Raw genomic sequence first — 26,651 nt, 5'->3', positions numbered from 1 at the left:
CAATAACCGAGTGACAAATTTTGGGCAAAAAAAACCCCCACATCATGTGGGGGAAGACAGGGATGGTGTCTATGGCAAGGAAAACAGGGTTACTACTGGGAACGTGAGTTGCTACTACTCAATAAATTCAACGATGAGCTTTTTTTCCAGTGCGCTACGTCGCGCAGTTGCTCCATTCGTTGTTCATGTCTCTCATTTAAAACCGCTTGCTGCTCGGGCGTTAACAGGCGATACATCTGGTTGCGAACCTTGGCTATTTCAACCTGGCGGGCAACCTGTTCTTGCGCCATTCTTTCTGCCTGAGCGCGCACAGCGCGTTCATCAAATTTCTCTGCGGTGACAAGGCGATGCATTGTCTCCATTTCGCTAACATTAACAGGAGGCTGTTCGTGTCTTGCCTGCTGCATTAAATCTCGCATCTGTTGACGTTGATGTTCGGTTAAACTGATACCGTCGAACATGTGGCTCTGAACGCTGCGTTGCGCGGAGCCTTCACCCAGGTGCCAGTGATCGCCTGTGACGACTTCAGCTGCATGGCTTAAAGTACTCAGTGCCAGCGTTGAGGCCATGACGGCAGCGGTAACTTTGCCCATCACTTGCTCCCAAAATCTTTTCTGTCGCGATTCAACGAGAGACAGTTTACGATTCGGGCTGCAAACATGCGTCAGGGGGTGTAAAACAACGTAAAGTCATAGATTAGCGACGCCTGATGACGTAATTTCTGCCTCGGAGGTACGTAAACAATGAATAAAATCCTGTTAGTTGATGATGACCGAGAGCTGACTTCCCTGTTAAAGGAGTTGCTCGAAATGGAAGGTTTCGATGTGCTGGTTGCCTATGATGGGGAACAGGCGCTTGAGCTTCTGGATGACAGCATCGATTTACTTTTGCTCGACGTCATGATGCCGAAGAAAAATGGCATTGATACGCTGAAAGCACTTCGTCAGACACACCAGACACCCGTAATCATGCTGACCGCTCGCGGCAGCGAATTGGATCGCGTACTTGGCCTTGAGCTGGGCGCGGACGACTATTTACCCAAACCGTTTAACGACCGTGAACTGGTCGCGCGCATCCGCGCTATTTTGCGTCGCTCACACTGGAGCGAACAGCAGCAGAACAGCGACAACGGTTCGCCGACTCTGGAAGTGGATGCGTTAAGCCTTAATCCGGGTCGCCAGGAAGCCAGCTTTGACGGGCAAACCCTGGAATTAACCGGCACCGAATTCACCCTGCTCTATTTGCTGGCACAGCATCTCGGTCAGGTGGTTTCGCGTGAACACCTGAGCCAGGAAGTGCTGGGCAAACGCCTGACGCCTTTTGATCGCGCGATCGACATGCATATCTCGAACCTGCGTCGTAAGCTGCCAGAACGTAAAGACGGACACCCGTGGTTTAAAACCCTGCGCGGTCGCGGCTACCTGATGGTCTCCGCTTCATGATAGGGAGCTTAACCGCACGCATCTTTGCCATCTTCTGGTTGACGCTGGCACTGGTGTTGATGTTGGTACTGATGTTACCCAAGCTTGATTCACGCCAGATGACCGAGCTACTGGACAGCGAGCAGCGCCAGGGGTTGATGATTGAGCAACACGTTGAAGCTGAACTGGCGAACGATCCACCCAATGATTTAATGTGGTGGCGTCGCTTGTTTCGGGCGATAGACAAGTGGGCGCCGCCAGGACAGCGGTTATTGCTTGTTACGACGGAAGGACGCGTGATCGGCGCAGAACGCAACGAAATGCAGATCATTCGTAACTTTATTGGTCAGGCCGATAACGCCGACCATCCGCAAAAGAAAAAATACGGTCGCGTTGAGATGGTCGGGCCTTTCTCCGTCAGAGACGGCGAAGATAACTACCAGCTGTATCTCATTCGACCTGCCAGCAGCTCACAATCTGATTTTATCAATCTGTTGTTCGACCGACCGCTGTTGTTGCTGATTGTCACCATGTTAGTCAGCTCTCCGCTATTGCTCTGGCTTGCCTGGAGTCTGGCGAAACCGGCGCGTAAGTTGAAAAACGCGGCGGATGAAGTGGCCCAGGGCAACCTGCGTCAGCATCCGGAACTGGAAGCCGGTCCGCAGGAATTTCTGGCGGCAGGCGCCAGCTTTAACCAGATGGTGACGGCGCTGGAGCGAATGATGACCTCGCAGCAACGCCTGCTGTCGGACATCTCTCACGAGTTGAGAACGCCGTTGACGCGTCTGCAGTTGGGCACCGCGCTGCTGCGCCGTCGTAGCGGTGAAAGCAAAGAGCTGGAGCGTATTGAAACAGAAGCGCATCGGCTGGACAGCATGATCAACGACCTGCTGGTGATGTCACGCAATCAGCAGAAAAACGCGCTGGTCAGTGAAACGGTGAAAGCCAATCAGCTGTGGGGCGAAGTGCTGGATAACGCCGCCTTTGAAGCCGAGCAGATGGGTAAATCACTCACGGTGAATTTCCCGCCGGGCCCGTGGCCGCTGTACGGCAACCCAAATGCGCTGGAAAGCGCGCTGGAAAACATTGTGCGCAACGCCCTGCGTTATTCACACACGCAGATTGAAGTTGGCTTCGCGGTGGATATCGATGGGATTACCATCACCGTCGACGACGATGGCCCGGGCGTTAGCCCTGAAGACCGAGAACAGATTTTCCGTCCGTTCTATCGTACCGATGAGGCGCGCGATCGCGAGTCTGGCGGAACAGGTCTGGGTCTGGCGATTGTTGAAACCGCAATCCAACAGCATCGTGGCTGGGTGAAAGCCGAAGACAGCCCGCTGGGTGGTTTACGGCTGGTAATTTGGTTGCCGCTGTATAAACGCGCTTAACAGGCTTCCCCGGTAACGTCGTACCGGGGAAGTTCTCACATTATGCTGCCACAGTCGCAGCCGCTAGCTTTTGCTTTTTAATCCGCTTCACCAGAATGGTCGAACAGATAAAGCCCATTAAGCTGAACGCAATCATCACGCTAAAGACATAGTTATAGCCCGTGATGCCGCTATTGGTATCCAGTAAATAGCCGTATAACGTATACGCAAACATGGCGGGCATATAACCGATGATACAGCCAAATGCCATCGCCGAACCGGCATATTCACGCGGGGTACCAATCTCATCCATTGGCGCAAAGAAAATGGCGCGCTGTGAGAAAATAATCGCCCCAAATCCTAGCGTCGCCGCCATACCGATATACACATTCATCGTTTGATGTGGCAACAGCATAAAAACAACCATAGCAGCAGCAGAGATCAGAAACGTCCACTTCAGGTAAACCGTAGGTGATTTAGCAACCTTATCCGCCAGCAGCCCACCAATCGGCCCTCCCACCATTTTCAATGCATACTGGTTGATGATGCCGTACGCGCCGACGAGCGCTACCGGCAGCATGTAGATATCTTTTAAGAATGGGATGAAGTAAGTCAGGCCACAGTACGCGGCGTAAACGAAGAAAATCCCTAAAGAAGCCAGCCAGACGTTAGGGCAGGACAACACATGTTTGATACCCTTTAAGACTTCCATGTTGGCACTGGTTTTCTCGCCGCCTTTCACTTTGTCATCATCGACAATAAAGTAAGTGAGAACGCCCGCAGCCAGCGTAATTAGCGTATAAAACAGCAGTCCAGCCTGCATCCCCGCTTTACCTTCACCAAACTGGACGAAAACAAACAGAGCGCCAGAAGCGACGATAACATCCACCACGCCACGTCCGGCTTCTAAAAAGCCAAACATACGCCCTTGTTCTTCTTGCGTACCTAGCAGACGCACAGCTTTCAATAACACCGGCCAATAAACCACATCGGCAAAGAACGCCATTGCGGCAAAGCAAATAAGATAACCGATAAATGACGGTAGCGTCGCCAAATATAAACCGCATAGCCCAACGCCGATCAGACCAAATGGTAATAATATTTTCTTGGAATAACGGTCTGCGATATAGAGCGACAGAAAAAGCCCGGTTGTCTGAACAATCGTATAAACAGTAAAACTTAAACCAATTTGCGTATTAGTTAAACCCCAGTCACTTTGCATTGGCACATAGAAAACGTCTTTCATACTTGAAAGTTTGAATATTGTGCCGCCGCCTAAAATTAAAAAACAGAGCCTTGCCCATTTGTTCATGAACATAATTAAACCCTCATTGCTTGTTGAGAGAAATATTTAAATTAAATCATGCAGTTAATAAATTAAGAGAGTTATTTTCATAACCCTTTTCGCATTTAATAATATTTAAAGAAGTTTATTTATTACTTGTAAACTTGTCGCATAAATCACGGATATACTTTATTTGAGCAAGAGCATGTTCTTTTTCCTGCGCCAGTCGCGCATCAATCATGTTACTGTCGGGCAGCGGCGTATAGCTTGCATCGCGCCATGGGATCCAGGGATTATCACCTTCATCATCAAAACGAAATGCCGGAGCATAATATTCAACTTCCTCTTCCAGACCAAAAGCATTTACTTGCGGCTTGTCCTCACCTAAAAGTAATAATGCCTTAAGCATCTCTTCCATTGGTAAATCACCGTATCCTGAACGACAAGCCTCATGCCCCCAGCCTTTACCTTCTTTAATAATTTTTGCGTCTTTGATATGCACCTGAGTGATTAGAGGGGACATGACTTCTAACGCAGAAAGCGGCTGCTCATTGGCGTTAATCATGTTGCCAAAATCAAACAGAATAGAGAGATTCTTCATTCCACTATTATTAACCAGCGTCACCAGTTCATGGCCTTGCAGATCTTCATGCTGTTCGATAGTAAAGCTTAGTCCGCAATCGTCATACTGAGACAACCACGCAATATCATTGGCAATCTTTGCCATGACATCGTTGAGATGTCCTTCATAGCGGGGGTAGAAACGTACTGAAGTTGCGCCAGTTGCCACAGCAATACGGATCGCATCCGTCAATGTCACCTTGTCCGATGCGCTCGTTTCAATATGTACATCGAGGTTATATTTTTTGGCCTTTTCTTTAAAATCGTGCAACTGCCGATCGTTTAGTTTCTGCAGCGATTGGGACTCACCATCCTCAACATGTATTTTCACTCCCTTTAATTGTTGCTGATGCGCAATATCCAGAAGATCGCCCGGAAGGACTCTCTCATAGCGCATATTCAGATGAAAGGCATAAGCATGTAGGTACAGTGGTATATTTCTCGCACGTTCAGCGAGAAGTTCTTGGTTGCATTTTCCCATTATTTTTCTCATTCATCACGAATAACAAGTTCCACAGATTCAAGTCGCCAGTATTCAAAATCAACCTGAACCACTTTTTTATCTCGGGTAGCCCGATGTTTTTCTACTAAAATTCCATAAGTATTAGGCGCAACGCCCAACTCTTTGCAGGCCACTTCTGGCATATTGACCGGTTTAAAAATCATTTCTTTGATATTTAAAGCATGACCAAACGCATCTTCCCAGACGCTGGCAAAAGACTGATTGCCCAATTTGTTAATGAATCCTGGCGCAACATCAGCATCAATATAGGACTCATGGTAAAACACTTTATGCGAATCAAGACCACACCAACCGGTAACTAAATAGCGATCACCGGAGGAGAGAAAAACATCATCAACATGGTGCGGAACCGTCGCAATCGTTTCTTTGGTTAAATAACCCCAAAAAGGCTTGCGCCCCTGAGCACAGGCTTCAGCATTAAAGCTGGAAAGTGATTTGGGATTATAAATAAATCGCTTCGATGAAATAAACCAACCACTGCGGTTCTTTCGGAAGATACGCGCATCGATCTCAAGCTCAATCAGAACCTGACGTAAGGTCATGCGCTTCGCATCCAGCAACTCACATAACTCTCTCTCCGAAGGCAATTTAGAGCCCGCTGGCAAATTATTCTCGTTTAACCAGCTTTCAAAGCGCTCTCTAAGCACATCAACATTGTTTTTCTTTTTCATCTTGCTCATCTGGTTTAAACCAATTTAAAGCTAAGATATTTGAGTGCAGGAAATACTCAAGTTTTTTTTCAACGCAGAGTTTCTTTTTGTGGGCCAGGTATCAAGAATGGACTGAAAACATGGCGTGACAAGCAGGTTTTTTAACCCGCCTTAGTATGCAGAGATAAGAACCACGAGAAAGGCAAATCAGGTGTTACCACCTGATTTAATTGCATGGCCAGAATGGCTTTATTTTCCCCACAAACGGCAGGAATTGTCTTCGATCTTGCCGCTTAAACGACGCTTTTGCATCGTTCTGGTCCAGCTTTTCGATAACCCGGCAGCCGAGAGTAAACGGTGATATTGTGAGTCATCAAACGGCATATGCCAGGCAATGGCAATCGCCTCCCGCACGCTGACGTCGCTGACGCGTGAAGCCAGGATCAACGGCGCGTCCGCCGACACCTGGCCTGGAGCGATGACGCTGCACAACCAGCCCGTCTTGCCTGCATCCTGCATCTGGCTAGCCATATCGCTGATGCCAAAATGGAAATTCAGCTTAAAGCACGGCGAGCGCGGCTGCGTGACCTGAATCAGCGCATCTCCCCACTGGAAAATGTCGCCAATAAATACATTCTCTTCCGTTAGCCCCTGAGTAGAGAGATTCTCGCCAAACGCGGGCGCGACAAAGCGCTCTGCCTGCTCCGGAAACTCTTGTCTCCAGTGCTGATAGTGTTCACGCGGATAGTGGCACAGCGCGCGATCCGGCCCACCGTGAATTTTCGTTTCCGCCTGTTCATCACCCGTCAGCCCCAGTTCGGTCAGCATCAGCTCGCCGTCAACCTGGACCTTAGCAATCGCGCTGGGACGGCTTCCCGTGTAGTCCCGAACCTTGCCTGTAAAAACATCGACCGGATATCGCATCTGTTCCCTCTCCCGATAAATTTCCCCCATTACACCACATTTATTTTACCCCAGTCGCTCAAAATGAGAGCACGGTTCACATGAAACTTAGGGACACATGCTATCAATGTAATCTGGTTTTGAAACATCATTTCAAATAAGGAGTCAACAACGTGACTGGTCAATCGCAATTTGCTGGCGTCTGGTGTCCTTCCATTACGCCAATGGATAATGACGGCAAGATCGATCTTAACGGTCTAAGCCAGCATCTCAAACGCCTTACCGAGGCCAAAATCGACGTGATTTTGCTGATGGGTAGCATCGGGGAATTTGCCTCCTTTACGCTCGAAGAAAAGCTGTTACTAATCCGCGAGGCTCGCGCTATGAGCTCGCTGAAGATGGTCGCCAACGTCTCATCCACCTGCCAGAATGATGTGCTGTTGATGGCGCAGGAAGCGTATCGCGCCGATTACGACGCCGTGATGATCCTGCCGCCTTACTACTATGGGCAAACGGCAAAACAGCTGCTGAGCTACTTCCGTCAGTTGGGGCAGAAGCTCAGCGGTAAATGGTTTGCCTATAACTTTCCGGCGCGCACTGGCTGCGATTTAACACCTGAACTGGTTGCCACCCTCGCCGCCGAGTTCCCCAACTTCGCAGGCATTAAAGATACCGTCGACTGCCAGTCCCATACTCGCAGTATGATCCAGACCACCCGCACCGTACGGGAGGATTTTGCCGTGTTGTCCGGCTATGACGAATACTACATTCCTAACCTGCTGGCAGGCGGCGCGGGGGTGATTTCAGGATTAAACAACGTCATGCCTGAACTGTTTGTCAGCGCACGGGAAGCATTTAAACAGGGCGACCTGACAGCACTTCGCGACATTCAGGACCAGATTGGCACCTACATGTCCATCTACGCCATCGGCGAAGATTTCGTCACCACCATCAAAACCGTGGTATCGCGTAAGTTTGGCTATTGCACCGGCGTGTCACGAAATGCCGGCGGAGAGTTGAACGAGGGGGAGTGTCGGACCATCGATGAGGTATTTGTCGTCAAAGCGTAAATCGTTAAGCCGGATGGAACAGACCATCCGGCAAAAGAGACTTACTTCACGGCGCTACGAATATCAATTTCCGCCGCCCTGGCTTTAACTCTTTTCGACCAGATGGAAGTGATAATCGGCACCAGAATGGAGGTCACAATCACCGACGTGGCGACAAGGGAAGTTGCTGCCGGCGCCATCGGTTTAAATGCCGGAACCATTTCAGCAATCAGCACTGGCGTAGCGACCGCCGCACCAGCTGAGCTGGAGGCCGCAATCCCCGCTGTGCCATCGCCGCCGCCAATCAGTTTATCGGCGATAATCAATGGGATACCGGTAATGATAATTACCGCCACGCCCAGCAAAATACCCAGTACACCGGTCTGCGCAATCACGCTCAAATCAATGGTGTTACCAAGCGCGAAGGCAAAGAAAGGAATCAATGTCTGCACCGCTTTGCTGAAGAACTCCCGCAGCTCAGGGTCCAGATTCCCCAGCGCAAAGCCAATCAGGAACGGTAATACGGCCCCGACAAACACGTGCGGTTCAAACGAAGCGATCCCGGCGGTTCCCAGAATCACCATAGTCATCAGCGGGCCAGACTCCAGTGACATCAGGACAAACGCCCCGGCCTCTTCTTTGGTGCCGTACTGCTGCATAATCGAGGCATACAGCCCGCCGTTGGTCATATCCATGGCGGCCACCAGCGCCAGCGTAGACAAGCCGGCGAAGAAACCAACTTCTACACCATGTTCCGGCAGAATACGTGAAGCAATCGCCGCGACCACCCACGCTACCAGAATCTTGGTTATGACCAGCGTGCCTGATTTACGCAGCACGGTACCGGTGGCGCTTAGCTTGATCGACGCCCCCATACAAAAGAACCAGACCGCCAGAATAGGCACCGTACCGGTGATCATACCGTTGGTAAAGGAGCCGAAGTATTTCCCGGCGCCGGGGGAAAAGGTGTGACACAACGCGCCCAAAAAAAGCGGCACCAGCATCATGCCGCCTGGGATTTTCTCTATCGTTCGTTTGATCTGCATTTCCATCACCTGTAGACATAAAAATGGGGCAATTTTTATGGGCGATTGCATCTTGCTTATGAGATGCGCCCGTCTTGATGAAACGAAGATAGACATTCATAGAGACTATAAAAGTGATCTCACTCGCATAATAAAACCTTGTTTCAATTTAAATGGATCATTGTTTTTATATTGATTTTGATCACAAAAAAACCCCCACAAGCATCGCTTGCAGGGGCTTACTAAAGCGTAGAACTTATTTTTTCGCTGCGAAACGCGCGGCAGCTTCGTCCCAGTTCACCACGTTCCAGAACTCTTTGATGTAGTCCGGGCGGCGGTTCTGGAATTTCAGGTAGTAAGCGTGTTCCCAAACGTCCAGGCCCACGATCGGGAAGCCGGAAGCGCCAGAGATAGCTTCACCCATCAGCGGGGAATCCTGGTTAGCAGTGGAAACAACAGCCAGTTTGTCACCTTTCAGAACCAGCCACGCCCAGCCGGAACCAAAACGGGTTGCCGCAGCTTTTTCAAATTCAGCTTTGAAGTTGTCCACGGAGCCGAAATCACGTTCGATAGCCGCTTTCAGGTCGCCCTGCAGCGTAGTACCGGTTTTCAGACCTTTCCAGAACAGGCTGTGGTTAGCGTGGCCGCCCGCGTTGTTACGCAGTACGGTTTTCTTGTCTGCTGGCAGTTGATCCAGTTTGGTGATCAGCTCTTCAACAGGCAGGCTCGCGAATTCAGGCAAGCTTTCCAGCGCAGCGTTCGCGTTGTTTACGTAAGCCTGGTGGTGTTTGGTATGGTGGATTTCCATCGTCTGCTTATCAAAGTGCGGTTCAAGGGCATCATAAGCGTACGGCAGGGATGGCAGTGTATAACTCATAATCATCTCCAGTATTGTCGGGCGGCCAGTGTTAACGCCGCGTAAGCAGTTGGGTCATTATAGTTAATTAAATGATATTGAAAATGATTATCAATGCCGTACTTTTTACATGGCTATTATGAGGTAAAAGTGTGAGCATCACTGGGAAAATCAGGCTGATTTTGCCAATCTGAGTAGAAAATAGGCAGCGACATGAAGGACATGGGAGATAAAGCACGACATAGTCTGAAAATTATCTCACAAGGAAATATTGCTATGTCTGTCAACATCGCCCTTTTTGGTATCGGCCTCGACACATACTGGCCCCAGTTTACAGGCCTGGAGTCACGTCTTCAGGGCTATCTGCAATCAATTGATGAGCGCCTGACGGCGCAACAAGCCAGCGTGATTAATGGCGGCCTGATTGATAACGTCGATAAAGCCGATGCCCTTATCAGACGGTTGCAGCAACAGCCGGTCGATGCTGTCTGTCTTTACATCAGCACCTATGCGCTCAGCTCAACGGTGCTACCGCTTGTGCAGAGTATCAATAAACCGGTCATTATTCTGGCCCTACAGCCAGAGCCAGGGCTGCCTTATTCAACAATCCGTCAAATTCCCGATCGGGGAGGTCGTACTGGAGAGTGGCTGGCGCACTGTCAGGCCTGCAGCGCCCCCGAACTGGCAAACGTGTTTAACCGTGCGAATATCCGCTTTCAGTTGATTGTTGGCGCATTACAGGGCGATGAGTATGTCTGGCAACAAACGGCGCAGTGGCTACAGGCACTTAACGCTCGTCAAATGCTGGCAAATTGTCAGGTCGGCGTCCTCGGGCACTATTATGACGGCATGGTAGACGTTTACAGCAATATGACGAACTTGTCCGCCAAAATGGGCGTACGCTTTAAGCCACTGGAAATGTGTGAGTTGGCGGAATATCGCGAGCAGGTCAGCGAGGCAGACCTCAACGCCAAACGACAGGAAATGCACCGTGTACTTCAGTTGGATGCGGCATGCGAACCTGCAGAGCTCAACCGCGCACTCACCACTGCCTGCGCCATGGATAAACTAATTGCCCAGAATAAACTCGGTGCACTAGCCTATTACTATGAAGGCCGTAACGGCAACGCTTACGAGAACATCATCACCTCAATCATTCTCGGCAACACGCTGCTTACCCACCGTGGTATTCCCGTAGCGGGAGAATATGAAATCAAAAATGTGCTGGCGATGAAAATTCAGCAACTTCTGGGGGCTGGCGGTTCATTCTCAGAACCATATGGCATTGAATTTAATGATGATGCTGTTTTGTGGGGACATGACGGTCCGGCACACCCGCTGATGGCGGATGGTCCGGTGAGTCTGGTGCCGCTGCCGGTTTATCATGGTAAACCCGGTAAAGGTGTATCTATCCAGATGACCGTAAAATCAGGTCCGGTGACCTTTCTTTCGGTAATTGAAGATGCCGAAAACGGGGTGCGTTTACAGTATGCCGAGGGTGAAGCTGTACCAGGTGAAGTCCTGGATATTGGCAACACTAATAGCCGCTATCGCTTCCCGTTATCAGCTCGCGAGTTCACCACGCAATGGTGTATGGGCGGCCCAGCTCATCATTGCAGCATTGGCCTGGGGCACCATGGCGAGGCACTGGAAAAACTCGCCTGGCTACTGGGTATTCAGGCAGTAAGAATTTGCTAATCCTCTATATTTCCGCCCTTCTCAAAAAAGAGGGGCGGAGCCGCATTTGTGATCAATATCCCTTTCATCCCCTGAATTTTGCCAGCATTACTGATCACACGGCAGCATGCTGAAGGTTAATCTATTGCTCACTCTTTAGACTTTTGAACATCAAAACGGGTGTTTTCATCCTGCCAAATCGATAATTCAAAAGGAAACAGAATGGGTAACGCAATTACGATGGGGATAATATGGCATCTTATCGGTGCCGCTAGTGCCGCTTGTTTCTATGCCCCTTTTAAAAAGGTACAACACTGGTCCTGGGAAACAATGTGGTCTATAGGTGGTTTTGTTTCATGGCTGATCCTTCCCTGGCTCGTCAGCGCGATCCTTCTGCCGGACTTCTGGGCCTATTACAGTTCATTCAGTGCGTCCACCCTGCTGCCGGTATTTTTATTCGGTGCCATGTGGGGGATTGGTAATATCAACTATGGCCTGACTATGCGCTATCTCGGTATGTCGATGGGGATCGGGATCGCTATCGGCATTACGCTAATTGTTGGTACCTTAATGACGCCAATCATTGCCGGTAAATTTGACGTGCTCATTGGCACACCAGGCGGACGTATGACCCTGCTCGGCGTGCTGGTCGCCCTGATCGGAGTGGCGATTGTCACCCGCGCCGGACAGTTAAAAGAGCGCAAGATGGGCATCAAAGCCGAAGAGTTCAATCTGAAAAAAGGTCTGATACTGGCGGTGATGTGCGGCTTTTTCTCCGCGGGGATGTCCTTTGCCATGGATGCGGCTAAACCAATGCACGAAGCCGCTGCAACACTCGGTATCGATCCGCTGTATGTCGCCCTGCCAAGCTACGTAGTCATCATGGGCGGTGGTGCGGTGATCAATCTGGGATACTGCTTCATTCGTCTGGCAAAAATGAAAAACCTGTCAGTAAAGGCCGACTTCTCTTTAGCAAAACCGCTAATTATCAGCAATATCCTGTTTTCTGCGCTTGCTGGCCTGATGTGGTATCTCCAGTTCTTCTTTTACGCCTGGGGCCATGCCAAAATTCCAGCACAGTATGACTACATGAGCTGGATGCTGCACATGAGCTTCTACGTCCTGTGCGGTGGTATCGTGGGCCTGATCATGAAAGAGTGGAGCAATGCAGGGAGACGTCCGGTCAGCGTGCTAAGTCTTGGCTGCGTAGTGATCATTGTCGCGGCAAACATTGTTGGTCTGGGAATGGCCAGCTAATCATGTTGGGTACTGAGATGACGCCACTGGCTCGGCGTCATCCCAACTTTACGGTTAAATACCACCGAAAATCAGTTTCCGTTGTACTACCTTAAATTAACCAAATAATGATGGCGTTACTCACAAAATACCTCCGTTCGAGCGTATAGCTTAAATCCGTTCAGCAATAAAAACAGATACCCGATAACCGGCACCCAAAAGCTCAAACGCAGGCCAATAGCATCAATAACCATCCCCTGGATAAAGGGCAGCACCCCGCCGCCAATGCCCGCCATAATCAAGCAAGCAGAAATAGATGCCGCATAGCGATCAAGTCCGGAGAGCGTGCGAGAGAAAATAATGGGATACATCACCGAGTTCATGAGCCCCGTCGCCAGCAGGCAATAGCCGCCAAAACGGTTAGCGAAAACTATCGCGGCAACGGTTAGTAGTACCGCTCCCGAAGAGCACAGGCAAAACAACAACTGAGGTCGGCAACAGTGAGCCAGCAAGCCATACAAAAACCGACCCGCCAATGCACCGCCCCAGTACAACGCGATAAAGGAGGTCGCTTGTGCAAGCGAAAACCCGCCCAAAGACGGGTCGTGAAGATAGCTGAGAGCCGTAGTACCCATGCTGACTTCCACGCCAACATAAACAAGAATGCCACTCACCCCAGTACGAAACTGCGCATAGCGCCTGAGCGCACGAATCGCAGAAAAAATATTCTCGTGCGCGTCACGAAAATCAGCAATTGAAAAACGGTATAACGCAACCAGCAGTATGCCTCCCACCAGCATCAAACCGAGATACATCCCTGGAACTGAAATGACAGAGCCAGCCAGAACAACCGCCAGGACGACAGGCGCCAGCGCCGCCCCGAGGGAGTTGATGGACGACGCCAGACTGAGGCGTCCAGCCGCACTTTGCGCCTCGCCAAGCCGATTAACATAAGGGTTTGCGACCACCTGCATCGCCGCAACCCCCATCGCCACAATGAAAATCCCCACCAGGCAACCGGCAAATGATGCCAGCCAGAGCGATACGGCAATCACCACCGAACCACTTGCGGCAAGTATCAACGCCAGTAAGAGTGCGCTGCGATACCCTAAACGCGCCATCCAGCCTGAACACGGTAAACAAATCACAAACGGTGCGAGATAAAACGCCACATTTACCAACATCGAGTCTCGCCATGAAAGCGAAAAAACTTGCCGGAAAAAGGGAATCGTGGCGCTATTAATTGCCGTCAGGACGCCCCAGTAAAAAAAGACAGACGACAGCATAATGAACGCCCGGCGAGGATTCTGTACCATGATTTATCCCGCCATTTCCTGTGCCAGATGCACGGCGACATCCTGCGGCGACATGCTGCCAAGCAACTGCTCACGGAACTCCACATGCATCAACTTACGCGCCAGACGGGAGAAGATTTTCATATGATCGCCCTTCTCCTGCTCACTCACCGTCAGCATGATAACCAGCGAGACATCCACCTCGTCGCTCCACGCCAGCGGCTCACTCAAACGCATCACCGACACGCTACTGTGCGCGACCGCCGCCGATTTGCAGTGCGGAAGCGCAATTGCAAATCCTAATGCGGTAGAGAAAATCGCTTCACGCTGCCAAATAGCCTCTTCAACGGCTGAGCCGGAAAAGACCCGCTGTTCGACCTCCAGATTATCGGTGAGCACCTTAATCGCTTCCGCTTTACGGGTAATCGCCTGATCGAGCAGGATCAGGGCGGGATCAAACACGGGTTTTGCTTGCGCCGCCACCTGTTGCGAAAGTAGTACCGCCACGTCCTGACCACTTTCACAGGCTAATGCCCGTTCCAGCGTCTGCTCGCTGTGCGCGAGGGTTAAGGTCATTAAGCGCGCCTTTGCTGGCGCAATACGGCTTGAGGACATGCTGATCTGTCGTAAACCAACGCCCAACAGTAGCGCCAGCGCCGACGGGTCGCCGCCCATCTCGCCGCACAGGCTGATCTCAATACCGGCCCGCTGCGCGCGCGCCGTCATCTCCTTCAGTAACTGTAAAAACGCGGGGTCAAAATAATTGTAGAGATGTCGAACCTGCGCGTTGCCCCGGTCGCAGGCCAGGAAGTATTGCGTCAGGTCGTTGCTGCCAATCGAAACAAAGTCGATATACGCGGCGGCTTTCTCCAGCAGATAAAGCACTGATGGCACTTCCGCCATAATACCCAGCGACCACTGCCCAACCGCCGCCCCCTCGGCCAGCAGTTGCGCCGCTGTTTGCTGGAACTGTTCACGCAGCCACTTCACCTCAGCAAGCGTAGTCACCATCGGCGCCATAATGTGCAACGGTCCGGCGGCGCTGGCACGCAGTAGCGCACGTATCTGAGGACGGAAAATCGACATAAATTCGGGATACAGGCGGATGCCGCGCCAGCCAAGAAACGGGTTTTCCTCCGGCGGCATCGCCAGATAGTCACAGGGTTTATCACCACCAATATCCAGCGTACGGATCACCACTTTACGCCCCCGCGCCTGTTCCAGCACGTGACGATAGGCCTGGTACTGCTCCTCCTCGTCAGGCGGCGCGGCTCGTTCGCAGAACAGCATTTCAGTGCGGAACAGACCAATCCCCTCCGCCCCGGCGGCAAATGCCGTTTCCACTTCCGCCGCCAGCGCGATATTCGCCAGCACCGTCACCCGTTCGCCCTCTTGCGTCGCCCCAGGGCGTTGAATAAGCGGCTGTAAACGCGCCTCAAGGCGCTGACGTTTGTCCTCTTCCAGTTGATACCACCGCAGAGCCTGCTCATCCGGTGACACCACCACCACCCCGTGGCGAGTGTCGAGCAGCAGCGCTTCACCACCGCGAATACGCCCCGCTTCCGCCGCCTCTACGCTCAGCAGCGGAACCCCAAACGATCGCGCCAGAATGACGGTATGTGATGTTTCCCCGCCCGCGCCCATCACCACACCTTTCAGATGCGGACCGCGCAGCGCCAGAAACTGGCCTGGCGTTATGGGAACCGGACTGATAACGATGGTGTCTTGCGACAATGCCGTTTGCGGCATCAGCGGCTGCGCGGTGAGATGCGCCGCCAGACGCAGGCCCAAATCCTGTAAATCCAGCACCCGCTGTTGTAGGTAAACGCTGCGACTTTCGCGCAGCGGCGCGCTCAGTTCATCCAGCGCCAGCGCCAATGCTGCCAGCGCATTGCGCGCTGTACGGTCGGTAAGTAGCGAGGTTTCGAAGAGCGCATCGTCCAGCAGTTTGACATGAGCCTGTAGCACCGACGCGGCTTCTCCCTGTGTATGCGGTAATGCGTCGTGAAGCTCGCGGCGTACTTGCTCAAGTGCCGCCGTCAGCGCGGCTCGCTGTACAGCCGGCGCCGCCACCGCCTCTTGTTCTGCCAATTGATACAGATCCGGCACGCCCAGATGCATTGCCACCCCTTGCGCCAGCCCAGCGCTCACGCCGTTACCGCGCACCCACTCCGCACGGGTCTGCGCCAGAAAAACCGGCAGAGGTTGCTCCACCCGTTCCGGCGTCTGGGCAACGGGTTCGTCACACGCGGCAAACTCTTGCCTCACAAACTGAGTCAGCGCCTGATGCGCGGCAGATTCATCCTCGCCCTCAATCACCAGTTCACACGGGTCCTGATACAAAATATCGGTCCCAATCATCGCCAACACGCTACGGACATCGGCCTGACGCTGGTTACGCAGATTGCCTATTTGAACGCGAGCCTGAAATGCGCTGACGCGCTGCTCTAACGCACTGGCGGGGCGAGCATGTAGACCATTTGGCAACGGGCAGGTAAAACAAATGTTTAACACAATATTATCCTCTGGCTGCAGGCGTAATACGCCATGAGATCGGCGTGCAGGCCGGTATCGTTTCATGCGATGAGTTCAGCGATTTTTCCGCCAGCGTCACTTCGCACACTGTCGCATCAGCGACCGGCGTTGAGCTGATCTGCGGCTGCGAGCCGGGGTTCCAGCCGCGTAAAATCAGCGCATCTTCACGTTGCGCTTTTTTCAAGGTGCTGAAATGGAGTGGTGTCTCCCAGTGCAGCAGGCTGTAGGCTGTCGGGAATGTCAGCGCGTGTGGATTGGTTTTAAAACGCGCCCAGCCGGAATCCAGCCAGCCAACTGGCGGTGTTCGCCAGGCTTCGACTTCACGCCAGAAGTTCGGGCTTTCACCATCACACAACGGGATGAGCGCGAAGCGGGCGCTAAATTCGCCTGGGATCTGTGAGTCTGGGGAAGGCAACGCCATACCGGATGCGCGTCCCGGACGCCACGGCATACCGGCACGTCCCAGCCAACCCACGCTACGCAGTAGCGTAATGGCGATAACCGATGGGCGTTCTGCGGGAATTTCATATTCTCGCAGCCCCTCCGTCACCACACTGATGCCCTGCTTGCCATCATGCATCATTACCAGACTTTGCATTGGCCACAGCGATGCCGGGGCTTCACCCCAATTTTCCTGCTGCCAGACATCCAGCGTGGCCGGTCGGTTGGCGCGACGAATGAGACCAAACGGTTGATCGGCAAAATGGACATCGGTAAAGACATCAGCAGGAATTTCCACCTGTAAACGATGATCGTGCAAGGTGTTGTTGACGCTAACCTGGAGGTCCAGCGTCGGGCGCTGGTGATCCAGCATGACCACCATGCTGACATCCAGTCGTGCATTACAACGGTGCTCCTGCCTGTCGGCCAGCGTGTGCGGTGCTGCGATAGACCAGCTTAGCGACAACGTGTCCACCAGCGCGCCGCGCTGCCAGTCGGCGTGAAGCAGCGCCCCTGCGCCGGTAACGCGCCAGTCATCCTCTGGTGGAGAATAGTTATAGGTGTCACCGGCATCGCCGCCGTCCACCAGTTGAATAAGGTTCTCCCAGCGCTTACCGCTGCGCTTATCGACCAGAACAACCTGTTCGCCTTCCAGCGTCAGGCGTAACCACGGGTTCTCCAGCGCCTCTTCTGTCGAGGACGGCACAGCAAATCCGGGGGCGCACTCATCTTGCAGATACAGGGTGGTATAGCCGCAGGCGGGGAGCGATGCGACCTCCAGTAAAATATCGCACCGCCGATAGAAGACGGGATCGGGGCTATTGGACAGTTCCTGAACAATGACGGACATATCTTGCGATGTCTCACGCATAATCTGCCAGCGACAGGGTTGTCCCTGCTCGTCAACAATGCGAAACGCCTCACCGGGTAGGTAGAGCGTCAGCGCCACCAGGCCATCGCGCACCGACGGCAGCGCGTTAAAGACGATGATTTTTTTACCCTGTTGCTGCGCCGTAATGCCGTTTGCCAACATCTGCATATTCAGCTCGTACAGGCGCTCGGCTTTTTCCTGACCCGAGAGCAAACGCGCCTTAACCATTGCATTCACGCGATCGGCGTTACACCCACCGATACTATCGTGAGCGTGGGATTTCATCGCCTCGCGCCATATTGTCTCAATGGCACGCTGCGGATAGGGCAACCCCAGCGTCCAGGCCATACTCAGCAACGGTTCTAGCTGACGGCTGACGAAGTTCTCCAGCCGGACGTTGGCCTGTTTAATATCCATGCGGGTAGAAAAAATACCGCGATGGATACGCATATATTTCGGGCTTAGCAGTTCGCCCTCAAAGATCGCCAGCGGCGTATCCGCCAGCGCGGCAAAGTAACGGCTAAAGTCGCTGCGAATAAAGCGGTACGCCGTTTGTTCCTGGTTCAGCGTGTCGAGCATTGCCGGAACGCCGTACTCAAACGGTGACTGATCGTTACCGTTCGGCAGTAGTAGCTGCGTACTGCGGCTAAATGCCGCCTGCTTTTCCATAACCGCAGAGAGGCGCGGCCAGGCCTGGTTGGCATCCGTCGGCAACCACTTAGCGCACCCATAACCCTGCGGTAATACTGCCGTCGTCACAACGCTGCCCCCCTGGCTTCGCCAGCGGAACTCGGTAAACGGCGTGTCGTACTCGCTCCAGCCGCGCCAGATAATCGCGTGGTCGATGGCAAACTGATTAAGGAACATGGGCAACTGTGCGCTCTGGCCAAAGGAGTCCGGCACATAACCGACCGCCATTCTCGGCCCTATCTCGTCACAGTCAGCCTGCCCCAGCAGCAGATTGCGGGTGATGGACTCAGCGCCAACCACCAAAAAATCGGTCTGTGTATACCAGGGACCGATTAACAAACGTCCGGCTTTCACCAGCGCCTGCACGCGTTCGCGGTTTTCTGGTGCCAGTTGGAAATAATCCTCCAGCACCACCGTTTGGCCATCAAGCATAAATGGACCTAATGATTCATCCGCTTCAAGATGTTGGATAAGATCTGCCATAAAATAATAAAGCAGAGCCTGGGAATCATTCTCCGTAAAATACCATTCACGATCCCAGTGCGTGTGCTGAATTAAATGAACCGTTTTCATTTCGTTTATTCCTGTTTTAAGGCGTAGGTAACCCGCACGGATATTTACCCGCGCTAAACATAGGGAAATATTAATTCAGTAGTACGTCTAACGGCTGGCTTTAAATTTCGGCGCCACCGTCTCTTTTCTCACCTCAGGCGTGGCTGTCGGGCCACGGAATATCAACAGTGAGCCGCAGGCGATAATCGCCGAGCCGCAGACAATTGAGAGCACATAAATCGGCCATTTTTCTACCGCCAGCCAGCCGTAAAAACCGGAGATCGGCGCATGGTTTACCGCCCCTAATCCTACCGCCATCGCCGCCCCCACCGCCGAGCCAATCACGTTGACGACAATAATTCTTGGATTTGACAGCGCAAACGGAATGGCGCCTTCAGAAACACCAATCAGCCCCATCAACGTAGAGGCTTTACCCGCCTCACGCAGGGATTCCGGGAAGCGTGACGACCACAGCAGCGTAGCGACACCCAGACCAATTGGCGGCACGATAATCGCCACCTGCGCGGCGGTGTTTGGGTCATAAATACCGGAGGCCAGTAACGCCATTGCCGTCGTCACCGCCGCCTTGTTAATCGGGCCGCCGAGATCAAACCCAACCATGCCGCCAATGACCGCCGCCAGCAGCACTTTGTTCGTGCCGGACATGGATAACAGCCAGCTTTCCATGCCGTGATTCAACGCCGCCAGCGGCGTACCGATAATAAATGCCATCACCACGCATGTCAGCAGCGTACCGCCGACTGGCAGAATGAAAATAGGCACAGCAGAGGAGAGCGCCTTCGGCAATTTGATGTAGCGGTTCAGGGCGCGAACGATATAGCCCGCGACAAAACCGGCCGCCAGCGCGCCGAGAAAACCCGTTCCCAGGTTACTCGCCAGCAGTCCGCCAATCATCCCCGGCGCAAGACCCGGTTTGTTCGCCAGCGCAAAGCTGATATAGCCGGCCACCACCGGCAACATCAGGGACAGCGCCAGCCCGCCGAAACCATCAAATTTGTGCAGCAACTGCACCACCATGCCGGCCTGCTCGTAGCTGGCATCCCAGATGTTATCAATACCGTAGAGAGAAGCGCCGATACGGGCGATCCCCATTAGCACCGCTCCAGCAATGACAAACGGCAGCATCCATGAAACGCCGGTCATAATGGCGTTCTTGACCTCTATCCCGGTAGACGGTTTGTCTCCCCCCTGAAACTTAGCCATTTGCAACCTCCTGCTCTACTGCTTCAAACACCGCATCGCCAAATTTGATGGGATCAGAGACGCTGCATTCGAGCTTCACCATGCCATCGAAACGCTCTTTCCCGCTAATCGCAACGTCGGCAGCAATGATGACCGCGTCAGCGCGCGCCAGATCCTCTGGCGTAATTTCATTCTCAGCGCCAATGCTCCCCTGCGTTTCCACTTTAACTTCATGCCCACGGTTTTTCCCCGTGATTTCAAGCGATTCCGCAGCCATGTAGGTATGAGCAACGCCGGTCGGACAAGCTGCAACACAAACAATGTACATAATGATTCCTCGTAGATTCAGGCAATAAAAAAAGCACAATGGCGAAAGTGCGCATTGTGCTTTGTGTAGGACTAACAAATTGATAAACCTGGCTTTCACCGTCAGCGCCGCTGGCATGGCGGCAAACTAACAGTTGGTGCAGGCTGGAGTTACGGAAACTGAAGGCCAGCTCATCACGTTTGCGACGGCACAGCAGCGCCTGCGGGAAATGCAGGCCAAAACGGGCAGGACGATGACAGCGTTGACGTACGCTCGCGCCGATAGCTTCGCTGGCGCAGTCCCACAGGCTGGACCATTCGCGCGCCATTTGCGTATCCATACACTCCTGCTCGGCGATATCATTTTCAGCCAGATCGTTAACGGAATTAAACCAGCAAAAATAATCAAGCATACGTTTAATTTTGCGATCGCAAGATAGCAAAATTAAAAGCAGACTTTTGATGATTATAGAGTTGGTCAACACAAACGTTACTCCGATAAATAAGTTTGCTGAGAATAAAACAAAAATAAAAGAGCAACTGTGATTTATTGCACAGAGCATTCACTCATTATGTCTGATTTAGTCTGAATATGTATCAAAACGCCACTGCAATATATAAACCACATTTATATATTATGGTGTCACCCGACTACGATGGCGCCATTGCCCTGGCGTCATCCCGACTTCGCGGTTAAATACCACCGAAAAATAGTTACTGTCTTCAAAACCGCACTGCATAGCAACTTCACCAATCAGCTTTTCAGTATGCGATAACAGGTACTGAGCATGGCAAATGCGCAGTTGCCGCAGGTAATGGTTGATAGTCATCCCGGTCTGGCTACGGAACTGCTGGCGCAAAACGCGTTCGCTGCACCGTTCACGCTCGCAAAACGTATCCAGTTCGAACGCATGCTCATGGCTACCGGCTAACGCGGTGATCAGTTTATCCAGCAGCGTTTCACTTGACGTCGCCGGGAGCGTATCCGTGGCATAACGATGACGTTTAAGGTGAGTTACCAGTTGACCAAACAGCAGCTCAGCCATGGTAAAGGCCTGCGCATCGCGCTGATTACTTTCATGCTCAAGCTGGCTTATCACCTGTCTGGCCTGGGTCATGCCAACGCTGCCAAGTCGCCAGTGCGGCTGCCTTGGCGTACCGTCAAATCCGGGGATCGCCCCTTGCCAGTCAACATTCAGCGTTAACCGCTCCGGGCAGTAGATGATATTTTGCAACACAAGGTCGTTAACGGAGGTGTAGGAGTGTTTATCTTCGGCGCGAATGTAAAACAGATCGCCACGGGTTATCCGGTACGGACGATCGTTAAGGACATGCAGTCCATTGCCGCGCCAGACCAGAACCAGCTCGCAAAACTCGTGGGTATGCTCAGCAAAGACATCCTGCGGATAACGATCGGCCACGGCGACAGCCTGCTGCTCATGCGCAAAAAAGTCTGATTTCAAAAGAACCAGATGATTCGCCATCATATCACCTCAACCTGTACGCTTGCCGGATGCGCTGCGCTTATCCGGCATGAAAGGGTATGATTATCAGCAAACGGACGGTAAAAAACGTTGATAGCTTTCGCGTTACTGAAGGCTGCTTCCCGCTATAAGGTCACGCCCCTGACGAATATCGCGTGGCGACCACTCGAACTCACGGCGAAAAAGCGTCGAAAAGTGGTTACTGTCACCGAAACCGCAGAGATAAGCGATATCAGTCACGCTGTCATCACTGTGGCGGAGAAGATGTCGGGCTTTAATCAGTCGCAGACGGTTAAGGTAGCGCTGCGGCGTCAATCCTGTTTGCTGTTTAAGCTGGCGATGCAGAGTGCGTAAAGAGAGCGAAAACTTCTCGGCCAGCGCCTCCCAACACACCTCTTCGGCAAAGTTATCCTCCAGCCATGCCATCAAAAGGTTAAGCCGCGCATCGTTATCGGTCGCCGCTTCCATCAGGCTGCTTTTACGCAGCAGTACCAGCAACTGCATAAACAAGATCTCACGATTTGCCGCCGTGGGCGTATCCATCTCCTCGCCGAGCGTCTCCATCTGCCCCACCAGGTGACGAACCTGCTGCAGTACGCCCTGGTTTACGCGCCAGTGGGAGGGATACTGCCCATTTTGTTCCTGAGGCAAAAGCTGATTCAGCCCGGCCAGAAATTGAAACGCATCCGGAGAGCGATACAACACATTGGTCAGACACAGATTGTCAGTATGTTCATATAAATGCCTGTCATGATCGCGGACGAAACACACCGTACCGCCGCTGATGGTGTAAGGCTGTCCGTTGAACACATGGATCCCCGTTCCATGTTCGACCACCACAATTTCATGAAAATCATGATGATGTTCAGGAAACGCGGGCTGAGGAAGCCGCGGTTCAATAGCCACAGGCGCTTTACCTGTCGGAAAAAAATCCACGCAATGCAGTACGGTCATGACGGCTCCCCCTGATTAACGAATATGGCTGAATAGTAATTAAGGGTTCCTACCCTCACCTTAATTTTTTGACGCCAAAGTGCGTAAACACGGTTAATTCTTCAAGAAATGGCGGGAAAGATCGGGAAATGCGGAAGGCGTCACATCCGCCAAAATCCGCGCGATTAGTGGAAACTGTGAACAACATCACGTTCACCTTTGCCATGTTGCCAGCCGCTAATTGGGGCTGTCACTGTCAAGAAGGTACGCTTTATTCGGGGTTCTTAGACTGAGTGCAATAAAACTCAGAAGGACCTCGCCATGACTTTTCGCCATTGTGTCGCTGTCGATCTCGGCGCATCCAGTGGGCGCGTAATGCTCGCACGTTACGACAGTAAACACCGCACCCTGACGCTGCGTGAAATCCACCGCTTCGTTAACTGTCTGCAAAAAACGGACGGTTTTGACACCTGGGACATCGACAGCCTGGAAAACAACATTCGCCTTGGCCTGAAAAAAGTCTGTGATGAAGGCATTCGGATAGACAGCATTGGCATTGATACCTGGGGCGTGGATTACGTATTGATCGATAACGCCGGCCAACGTGTTGGTCTGCCGGTCTCTTACCGTGACAGCCGCACGACCGGCATTATGTCACAGGCGATGGCGCAGCCAGGTAAAGGTGAAATCTACCGCCGTAGCGGCATTCAGTTTCTGCCGTTTAACACCTTGTATCAGCTACGTGCGCTGGTTGAACAGCAGCCAGAACTGCTTGCGCAGGTGGCACATGCTCTGCTGATCCCCGACTACTTCAGCTTTCGCCTGACCGGCAAATTGAACTGGGAATACACCAACGCCACCACCACCCAGTTAGTCAATATCAACACCGACGACTGGGATGACACGCTGCTGGCGTGGACCGGGGCAGACAAATCCTGGTTTGGTCGCCCGACGCATCCGGGGAACGTCATTGGTCACTGGATTTGCCCGCAGAAAAACCAAATTCCGGTTGTGGCCGTCGCCAGTCACGACACCGCCAGCGCGGTCATCGCTTCACCACTGGCCGATAAAAATAGTGCGTATCTCTCTTCCGGTACCTGGTCGCTGATGGGCTTTGAGAGCAGAACGCCGTATACCAACGATGCGGCGCTGGCGGCGAACATCACCAACGAAGGGGGCGCGGAAGGGCGCTACCGCGTACTGAAAAACATCATGGGACTGTGGCTGCTCCAGCGCGTTTTAAAAGAGCGCCAGATTACCGACCTGCCAACGCTTATTGCCCAAACGCAAGCGCTGCCGGCCTGCCAATTCCTGATAAACCCGAACGACGATCGCTTTATCAACCCCGATGATATGAGCGCGGAAATTCAGGCAGCCTGTCGTGAATCGGGTCAACCCGTTCCCCAGCAAAACGCCGAACTGGCGCGCTGTATCTTCGACAGCCTGGCATTGCTATACGCTGACATTCTGCAAGAACTGGCACAACTGCGTGGTGCAGCATTTAGCCAACTGCACATCGTTGGCGGCGGCTGCCAGAACGCCCTACTGAACCAGCTGTGCGCGGATGCCTGCGGCATTCGCGTGATGTCCGGGCCGATTGAGGCCTCCACGCTCGGCAATATTGGCATCCAGTTGATGACGCTGGACGAGCTGAACAACGTTGATGATTTCCGTCAGGTGGTGCGTGCCAACTACGACCTGACCACCTTCATTCCAAATCCTGAAAGTGAAATTGCCCGCTACCAGGCGCAGTTTCCATCACTACGACAGACAAAGGAGCTTTGCGCATGACCACTCAACTTGAACAAGCCTGGGAACTGGCAAAACTGCGTTTCGCCGCGGTAGGCATTGATGTCGAGGCGGCCTTACGCCAGCTCGATCGTCTGCCGGTCTCCATGCACTGCTGGCAGGGCGATGATGTCGCCGGTTTCGAGAATCCGGAAGGCTCGCTCACAGGCGGTATTCAGGCTACCGGCAACTATCCGGGCAAAGCGCGTAACGCCACCGAACTGCGCGCCGATCTGGAGCAGGCGCTGAGCCTGATCCCGGGTCCAAAACGTCTGAATTTGCACGCGATCTATCTGGAGTCCGATACGCCGGTTGCCCGCGACCAAATCAAACCTGAACATTTTAAAAACTGGGTCGAGTGGGCGAAAGCAAACCAGTTAGGGCTGGATTTCAACCCCTCCTGCTTCTCTCACCCGCTGAGCGCCGACGGCTTCACGCTGGCCCACGCCGATGACACCATTCGCCAGTTTTGGATTGACCACTGCAAAGCCAGCCGTCGCGTCTCAGCGTATTTTGGCGAGCAGTTGGGTACGCCATCGGTGATGAATATCTGGATCCCGGATGGCATGAAAGACATTACCGTTGACCGGTTAGCACCGCGCCAACGTCTGCTTGAAGCACTGGATGAAGTGATCAGCGAAAAACTCGACCCGGCGCACCATATCGACGCCGTCGAGAGCAAGCTGTTTGGCATCGGCGCCGAAAGCTACACCGTGGGCTCCAACGAGTTCTATATGGGTTACGCCACCAGCCGTCAGACCGCGCTGTGCCTGGATGCGGGTCACTTCCATCCGACTGAAGTGATTTCCGACAAAATCTCCGCCGCCATGCTGTACGTACCGCGTCTGCTGCTGCACGTCAGCCGTCCGGTGCGCTGGGACAGCGATCACGTGGTGCTGCTGGATGATGAAACGCAGGCGATTGCCAGCGAGATCGTCCGCCACAACCTGTTTGACCGCGTACACATCGGCCTCGACTTCTTCGACGCCTCTATTAACCGCATCGCCGCGTGGGTTATCGGCACTCGCAATATGAAAAAAGCCCTGCTGCGCGCGCTGTTAGAACCGACCGAGCAACTGCGTCAGCTTGAAGCCAGCGGCGACTACACCGCTCGTCTGGCCCTGCTGGAAGAGCAAAAATCGCTGCCGTGGCAGGCCGTCTGGGAGATGTATTGCCAGCGTCACGACACGCCAGCAGGAAGCCAGTGGCTGGACAGCGTGCGCGCCTATGAGAAAGAGATTTTGAGCAAACGTAGCTAACCGTGACACCAGGCTTACAGGCCGGATAAGACGCCCACGTCGCTATCCGGCAATGAATGAAACACGAAGCCGGATGGATCTTCACTTATCCGGCTTACGTAAGACCCGATAACGATCGGGCAATCAACAGGATCACCGAATATGCAAAACATGACTAATTCCTGGTTCGTCCAGGGGATGATCAAAGCCACTTCCGACGCGTGGCTGAAAGGCTGGGACGAACGTAACGGCGGCAATCTGACGCTGCGTCTGGATGAGGCTGATATTGCGCCATTTAGCGCCGATTTCCACGAAAAACCGCGCTATATCGCGCTAAGTCAGCCAATGCCTTTGCTGGCTAACACGCCGTTTATCGTCACCGGTTCCGGTAAATTTTTCCGTAACGTTCAGCTCGATCCCGCGGCAAATTTGGGCGTGGTGAAAGTAGACAGCGACGGCGCGGGCTACCACATCCTCTGGGGCCTGACCCACGAAGCGGTGCCAACCTCTGAGTTGCCGGCTCACTTCCTCTCCCATTGCGAGCGTATTAAAGCGACGAACGGCAAAGACCGCGTGATCATGCACTGCCATGCTACCAACCTGATCGCCCTGACCTACGTGCTGGAAAACAACACCCCGCTGATTACCCGCAAACTGTGGGAAGGCAGCACCGAGTGTCTGGTGGTGTTCCCGGATGGC

Annotated in this window: 22 protein-coding genes; 8 read left to right on the top strand and 14 right to left on the bottom strand. The window is 52.9% G+C overall.

The window, feature by feature from the left end; genetic code table 11:
* Nucleotides 1-92: 92 nt before the first annotated feature.
* Nucleotides 93-593, bottom strand: a complete 501-nt coding sequence (gene cpxP, locus FDW87_RS09955) for a cell-envelope stress modulator CpxP (protein WP_016155211.1) — start codon at nt 591-593, stop codon at nt 93-95.
* A gap of 150 nt (nt 594-743) precedes the next feature.
* On the opposite strand from cpxP, the gene cpxR reads away from it, so the two are divergent.
* Nucleotides 744-1,442: an envelope stress response regulator transcription factor CpxR gene (cpxR, locus tag FDW87_RS09950; protein ID WP_006686193.1), complete on the top strand. Its 699-nt coding sequence runs from the start codon at nt 744-746 to the stop codon at nt 1,440-1,442.
* A complete protein-coding gene (cpxA, locus tag FDW87_RS09945; protein WP_016155210.1) occupies nt 1,439-2,812 on the top strand; it encodes an envelope stress sensor histidine kinase CpxA in 1,374 nt (457 codons plus the stop codon). The genes cpxR and cpxA overlap by 4 nt, the downstream gene beginning before the upstream one ends.
* A gap of 40 nt (nt 2,813-2,852) precedes the next feature.
* On the opposite strand, the gene FDW87_RS09940 is transcribed toward cpxA, so the two are convergent.
* The 4 genes from FDW87_RS09940 to yiiM form a co-directional block, all read right to left on the bottom strand.
* Nucleotides 2,853-4,103: an MFS transporter gene (locus tag FDW87_RS09940; RefSeq protein WP_137379708.1), complete on the bottom strand. Its 1,251-nt coding sequence runs from the start codon at nt 4,101-4,103 to the stop codon at nt 2,853-2,855.
* A gap of 118 nt (nt 4,104-4,221) precedes the next feature.
* The gene (locus FDW87_RS09935; RefSeq protein WP_049040558.1) at nt 4,222-5,178 is read right to left on the bottom strand and encodes a sugar phosphate isomerase/epimerase; all 957 of its coding nucleotides are present in this window, start codon (nt 5,176-5,178) and stop codon (nt 4,222-4,224) included.
* Between the two features lie 8 nt (nt 5,179-5,186).
* Nucleotides 5,187-5,891, bottom strand: a complete 705-nt coding sequence (locus FDW87_RS09930; protein ID WP_019077919.1) for a GntR family transcriptional regulator — start codon at nt 5,889-5,891, stop codon at nt 5,187-5,189.
* A 228-nt stretch (nt 5,892-6,119) separates the two neighbouring features.
* Nucleotides 6,120-6,794: a 6-hydroxyaminopurine reductase gene (gene yiiM / locus FDW87_RS09925; RefSeq protein WP_137367539.1), complete on the bottom strand. Its 675-nt coding sequence runs from the start codon at nt 6,792-6,794 to the stop codon at nt 6,120-6,122.
* A gap of 152 nt (nt 6,795-6,946) precedes the next feature.
* On the opposite strand from yiiM, the gene FDW87_RS09920 reads away from it, so the two are divergent.
* Entirely contained in the window at nt 6,947-7,843 is an 897-nt protein-coding gene (locus FDW87_RS09920; protein WP_137367538.1) for a dihydrodipicolinate synthase family protein, read from the top strand.
* A 41-nt stretch (nt 7,844-7,884) separates the two neighbouring features.
* Here FDW87_RS09920 and kdgT read toward each other — a convergent pair whose 3' ends face one another.
* Nucleotides 7,885-8,868: a 2-keto-3-deoxygluconate transporter gene (kdgT, locus tag FDW87_RS09915; RefSeq protein WP_016155204.1), complete on the bottom strand. Its 984-nt coding sequence runs from the start codon at nt 8,866-8,868 to the stop codon at nt 7,885-7,887.
* 235 nt (nt 8,869-9,103) lie between these two features.
* Nucleotides 9,104-9,724 carry a superoxide dismutase [Mn] gene (sodA, locus tag FDW87_RS09910; RefSeq protein ID WP_016155203.1) on the bottom strand — a complete coding sequence of 207 codons (621 nt, stop codon included), beginning with the start codon at nt 9,722-9,724 and terminating at the stop codon, nt 9,104-9,106.
* 255 nt (nt 9,725-9,979) lie between these two features.
* Here sodA and FDW87_RS09905 point away from each other — a divergent pair, with 255 nt between their 5' ends.
* Nucleotides 9,980-11,401: an L-fucose/L-arabinose isomerase family protein gene (locus FDW87_RS09905; protein WP_019077921.1), complete on the top strand. Its 1,422-nt coding sequence runs from the start codon at nt 9,980-9,982 to the stop codon at nt 11,399-11,401.
* A 201-nt stretch (nt 11,402-11,602) separates the two neighbouring features.
* On the top strand, nt 11,603-12,637 hold the full coding sequence (gene rhaT, locus FDW87_RS09900; protein ID WP_016157897.1) for an L-rhamnose/proton symporter RhaT: 1,035 nt from the start codon (nt 11,603-11,605) through the stop codon (nt 12,635-12,637).
* A 116-nt stretch (nt 12,638-12,753) separates the two neighbouring features.
* Here the strand turns inward: rhaT and FDW87_RS09890 are convergent, their stop codons facing one another.
* The 7 genes from FDW87_RS09890 to rhaS all read right to left on the bottom strand — a co-directional run bounded on the left by FDW87_RS09890 (nt 12,754) and on the right by rhaS (nt 22,947).
* Nucleotides 12,754-13,932: an MFS transporter gene (locus tag FDW87_RS09890; protein ID WP_016157896.1), complete on the bottom strand. Its 1,179-nt coding sequence runs from the start codon at nt 13,930-13,932 to the stop codon at nt 12,754-12,756.
* Nucleotides 13,933-13,935: 3 nt separating this feature from the next.
* Nucleotides 13,936-16,425 (bottom strand): phosphoenolpyruvate--protein phosphotransferase, encoded by a 2,490-nt coding sequence (gene ptsP / locus FDW87_RS09885; protein ID WP_137379698.1) that lies wholly within the window; start codon nt 16,423-16,425, stop codon nt 13,936-13,938.
* Between the two features lie 4 nt (nt 16,426-16,429).
* Nucleotides 16,430-19,021, bottom strand: a complete 2,592-nt coding sequence (locus FDW87_RS09880) for a glycoside hydrolase family 38 C-terminal domain-containing protein (RefSeq protein WP_137379697.1) — start codon at nt 19,019-19,021, stop codon at nt 16,430-16,432.
* A gap of 87 nt (nt 19,022-19,108) precedes the next feature.
* Nucleotides 19,109-20,224, bottom strand: a complete 1,116-nt coding sequence (locus tag FDW87_RS09875; RefSeq protein WP_047415600.1) for a PTS fructose transporter subunit IIC — start codon at nt 20,222-20,224, stop codon at nt 19,109-19,111.
* Nucleotides 20,217-20,531: a PTS fructose transporter subunit IIB gene (locus FDW87_RS09870; RefSeq protein WP_016157892.1), complete on the bottom strand. Its 315-nt coding sequence runs from the start codon at nt 20,529-20,531 to the stop codon at nt 20,217-20,219. The genes FDW87_RS09875 and FDW87_RS09870 overlap by 8 nt, the downstream gene beginning before the upstream one ends.
* 613 nt (nt 20,532-21,144) lie before the next feature.
* Entirely contained in the window at nt 21,145-21,993 is an 849-nt protein-coding gene (rhaR, locus tag FDW87_RS09860; protein ID WP_049040553.1) for an HTH-type transcriptional activator RhaR, read from the bottom strand.
* A 105-nt stretch (nt 21,994-22,098) separates the two neighbouring features.
* A complete protein-coding gene (rhaS, locus tag FDW87_RS09855; RefSeq protein ID WP_016157890.1) occupies nt 22,099-22,947 on the bottom strand; it encodes an HTH-type transcriptional activator RhaS in 849 nt (282 codons plus the stop codon).
* 300 nt (nt 22,948-23,247) lie between these two features.
* Here rhaS and rhaB point away from each other — a divergent pair, with 300 nt between their 5' ends.
* The 3 genes from rhaB to rhaD all read left to right on the top strand — a co-directional run.
* Nucleotides 23,248-24,717, top strand: coding sequence for a rhamnulokinase (gene rhaB, locus FDW87_RS09850; protein ID WP_137379696.1), 1,470 nt, complete (start codon nt 23,248-23,250; stop codon nt 24,715-24,717).
* Entirely contained in the window at nt 24,714-25,973 is a 1,260-nt protein-coding gene (gene rhaA, locus FDW87_RS09845) for an L-rhamnose isomerase (RefSeq protein WP_019077926.1), read from the top strand. The genes rhaB and rhaA overlap by 4 nt, the downstream gene beginning before the upstream one ends.
* Nucleotides 25,974-26,114: 141 nt before the next feature.
* Nucleotides 26,115-26,651 (top strand): rhamnulose-1-phosphate aldolase (gene rhaD / locus FDW87_RS22220; RefSeq protein ID WP_252363095.1); only part of this gene is annotated, 537 nt, incomplete at its 3' end.

The organism is Citrobacter sp. wls826 (assembly GCF_005281245.1).
GTDB lineage: Bacteria > Pseudomonadota > Gammaproteobacteria > Enterobacterales > Enterobacteriaceae > Citrobacter > Citrobacter braakii.
Note: the sequence above shows the minus strand (reverse complement) of the source record. Positions and strands in the feature narration are given on the sequence as shown.

Bases quoted from the DNA above. Each gene is read 5' to 3' on its own strand.
- cpxP (WP_016155211.1), bottom strand. From the start codon at position 593: ATGGGCAAAGTTACCGCTGCCGTCATGGCCTCAACGCTGGCACTGAGT.
- cpxR (WP_006686193.1), top strand. From the start codon at position 744: ATGAATAAAATCCTGTTAGTTGATGATGACCGAGAGCTGACTTCCCTG.
- cpxA (WP_016155210.1), top strand. From the start codon at position 1,439: ATGATAGGGAGCTTAACCGCACGCATCTTTGCCATCTTCTGGTTGACG.
- FDW87_RS09940 (WP_137379708.1), bottom strand. From the start codon at position 4,103: ATGAACAAATGGGCAAGGCTCTGTTTTTTAATTTTAGGCGGCGGCACA.
- FDW87_RS09935 (WP_049040558.1), bottom strand. From the start codon at position 5,178: ATGGGAAAATGCAACCAAGAACTTCTCGCTGAACGTGCGAGAAATATA.
- FDW87_RS09930 (WP_019077919.1), bottom strand. From the start codon at position 5,891: ATGAAAAAGAAAAACAATGTTGATGTGCTTAGAGAGCGCTTTGAAAGC.
- yiiM (WP_137367539.1), bottom strand. From the start codon at position 6,794: ATGCGATATCCGGTCGATGTTTTTACAGGCAAGGTTCGGGACTACACG.
- kdgT (WP_016155204.1), bottom strand. From the start codon at position 8,868: ATGCAGATCAAACGAACGATAGAGAAAATCCCAGGCGGCATGATGCTG.
- sodA (WP_016155203.1), bottom strand. From the start codon at position 9,724: ATGAGTTATACACTGCCATCCCTGCCGTACGCTTATGATGCCCTTGAA.
- FDW87_RS09905 (WP_019077921.1), top strand. From the start codon at position 9,980: ATGTCTGTCAACATCGCCCTTTTTGGTATCGGCCTCGACACATACTGG.
- rhaT (WP_016157897.1), top strand. From the start codon at position 11,603: ATGGGTAACGCAATTACGATGGGGATAATATGGCATCTTATCGGTGCC.
- FDW87_RS09890 (WP_016157896.1), bottom strand. From the start codon at position 13,932: ATGGTACAGAATCCTCGCCGGGCGTTCATTATGCTGTCGTCTGTCTTT.
- FDW87_RS09880 (WP_137379697.1), bottom strand. From the start codon at position 19,021: ATGAAAACGGTTCATTTAATTCAGCACACGCACTGGGATCGTGAATGG.
- FDW87_RS09875 (WP_047415600.1), bottom strand. From the start codon at position 20,224: ATGGCTAAGTTTCAGGGGGGAGACAAACCGTCTACCGGGATAGAGGTC.
- FDW87_RS09870 (WP_016157892.1), bottom strand. From the start codon at position 20,531: ATGTACATTGTTTGTGTTGCAGCTTGTCCGACCGGCGTTGCTCATACC.
- rhaR (WP_049040553.1), bottom strand. From the start codon at position 21,993: ATGGCGAATCATCTGGTTCTTTTGAAATCAGACTTTTTTGCGCATGAG.
- rhaS (WP_016157890.1), bottom strand. From the start codon at position 22,947: ATGACCGTACTGCATTGCGTGGATTTTTTTCCGACAGGTAAAGCGCCT.
- rhaB (WP_137379696.1), top strand. From the start codon at position 23,248: ATGACTTTTCGCCATTGTGTCGCTGTCGATCTCGGCGCATCCAGTGGG.
- rhaA (WP_019077926.1), top strand. From the start codon at position 24,714: ATGACCACTCAACTTGAACAAGCCTGGGAACTGGCAAAACTGCGTTTC.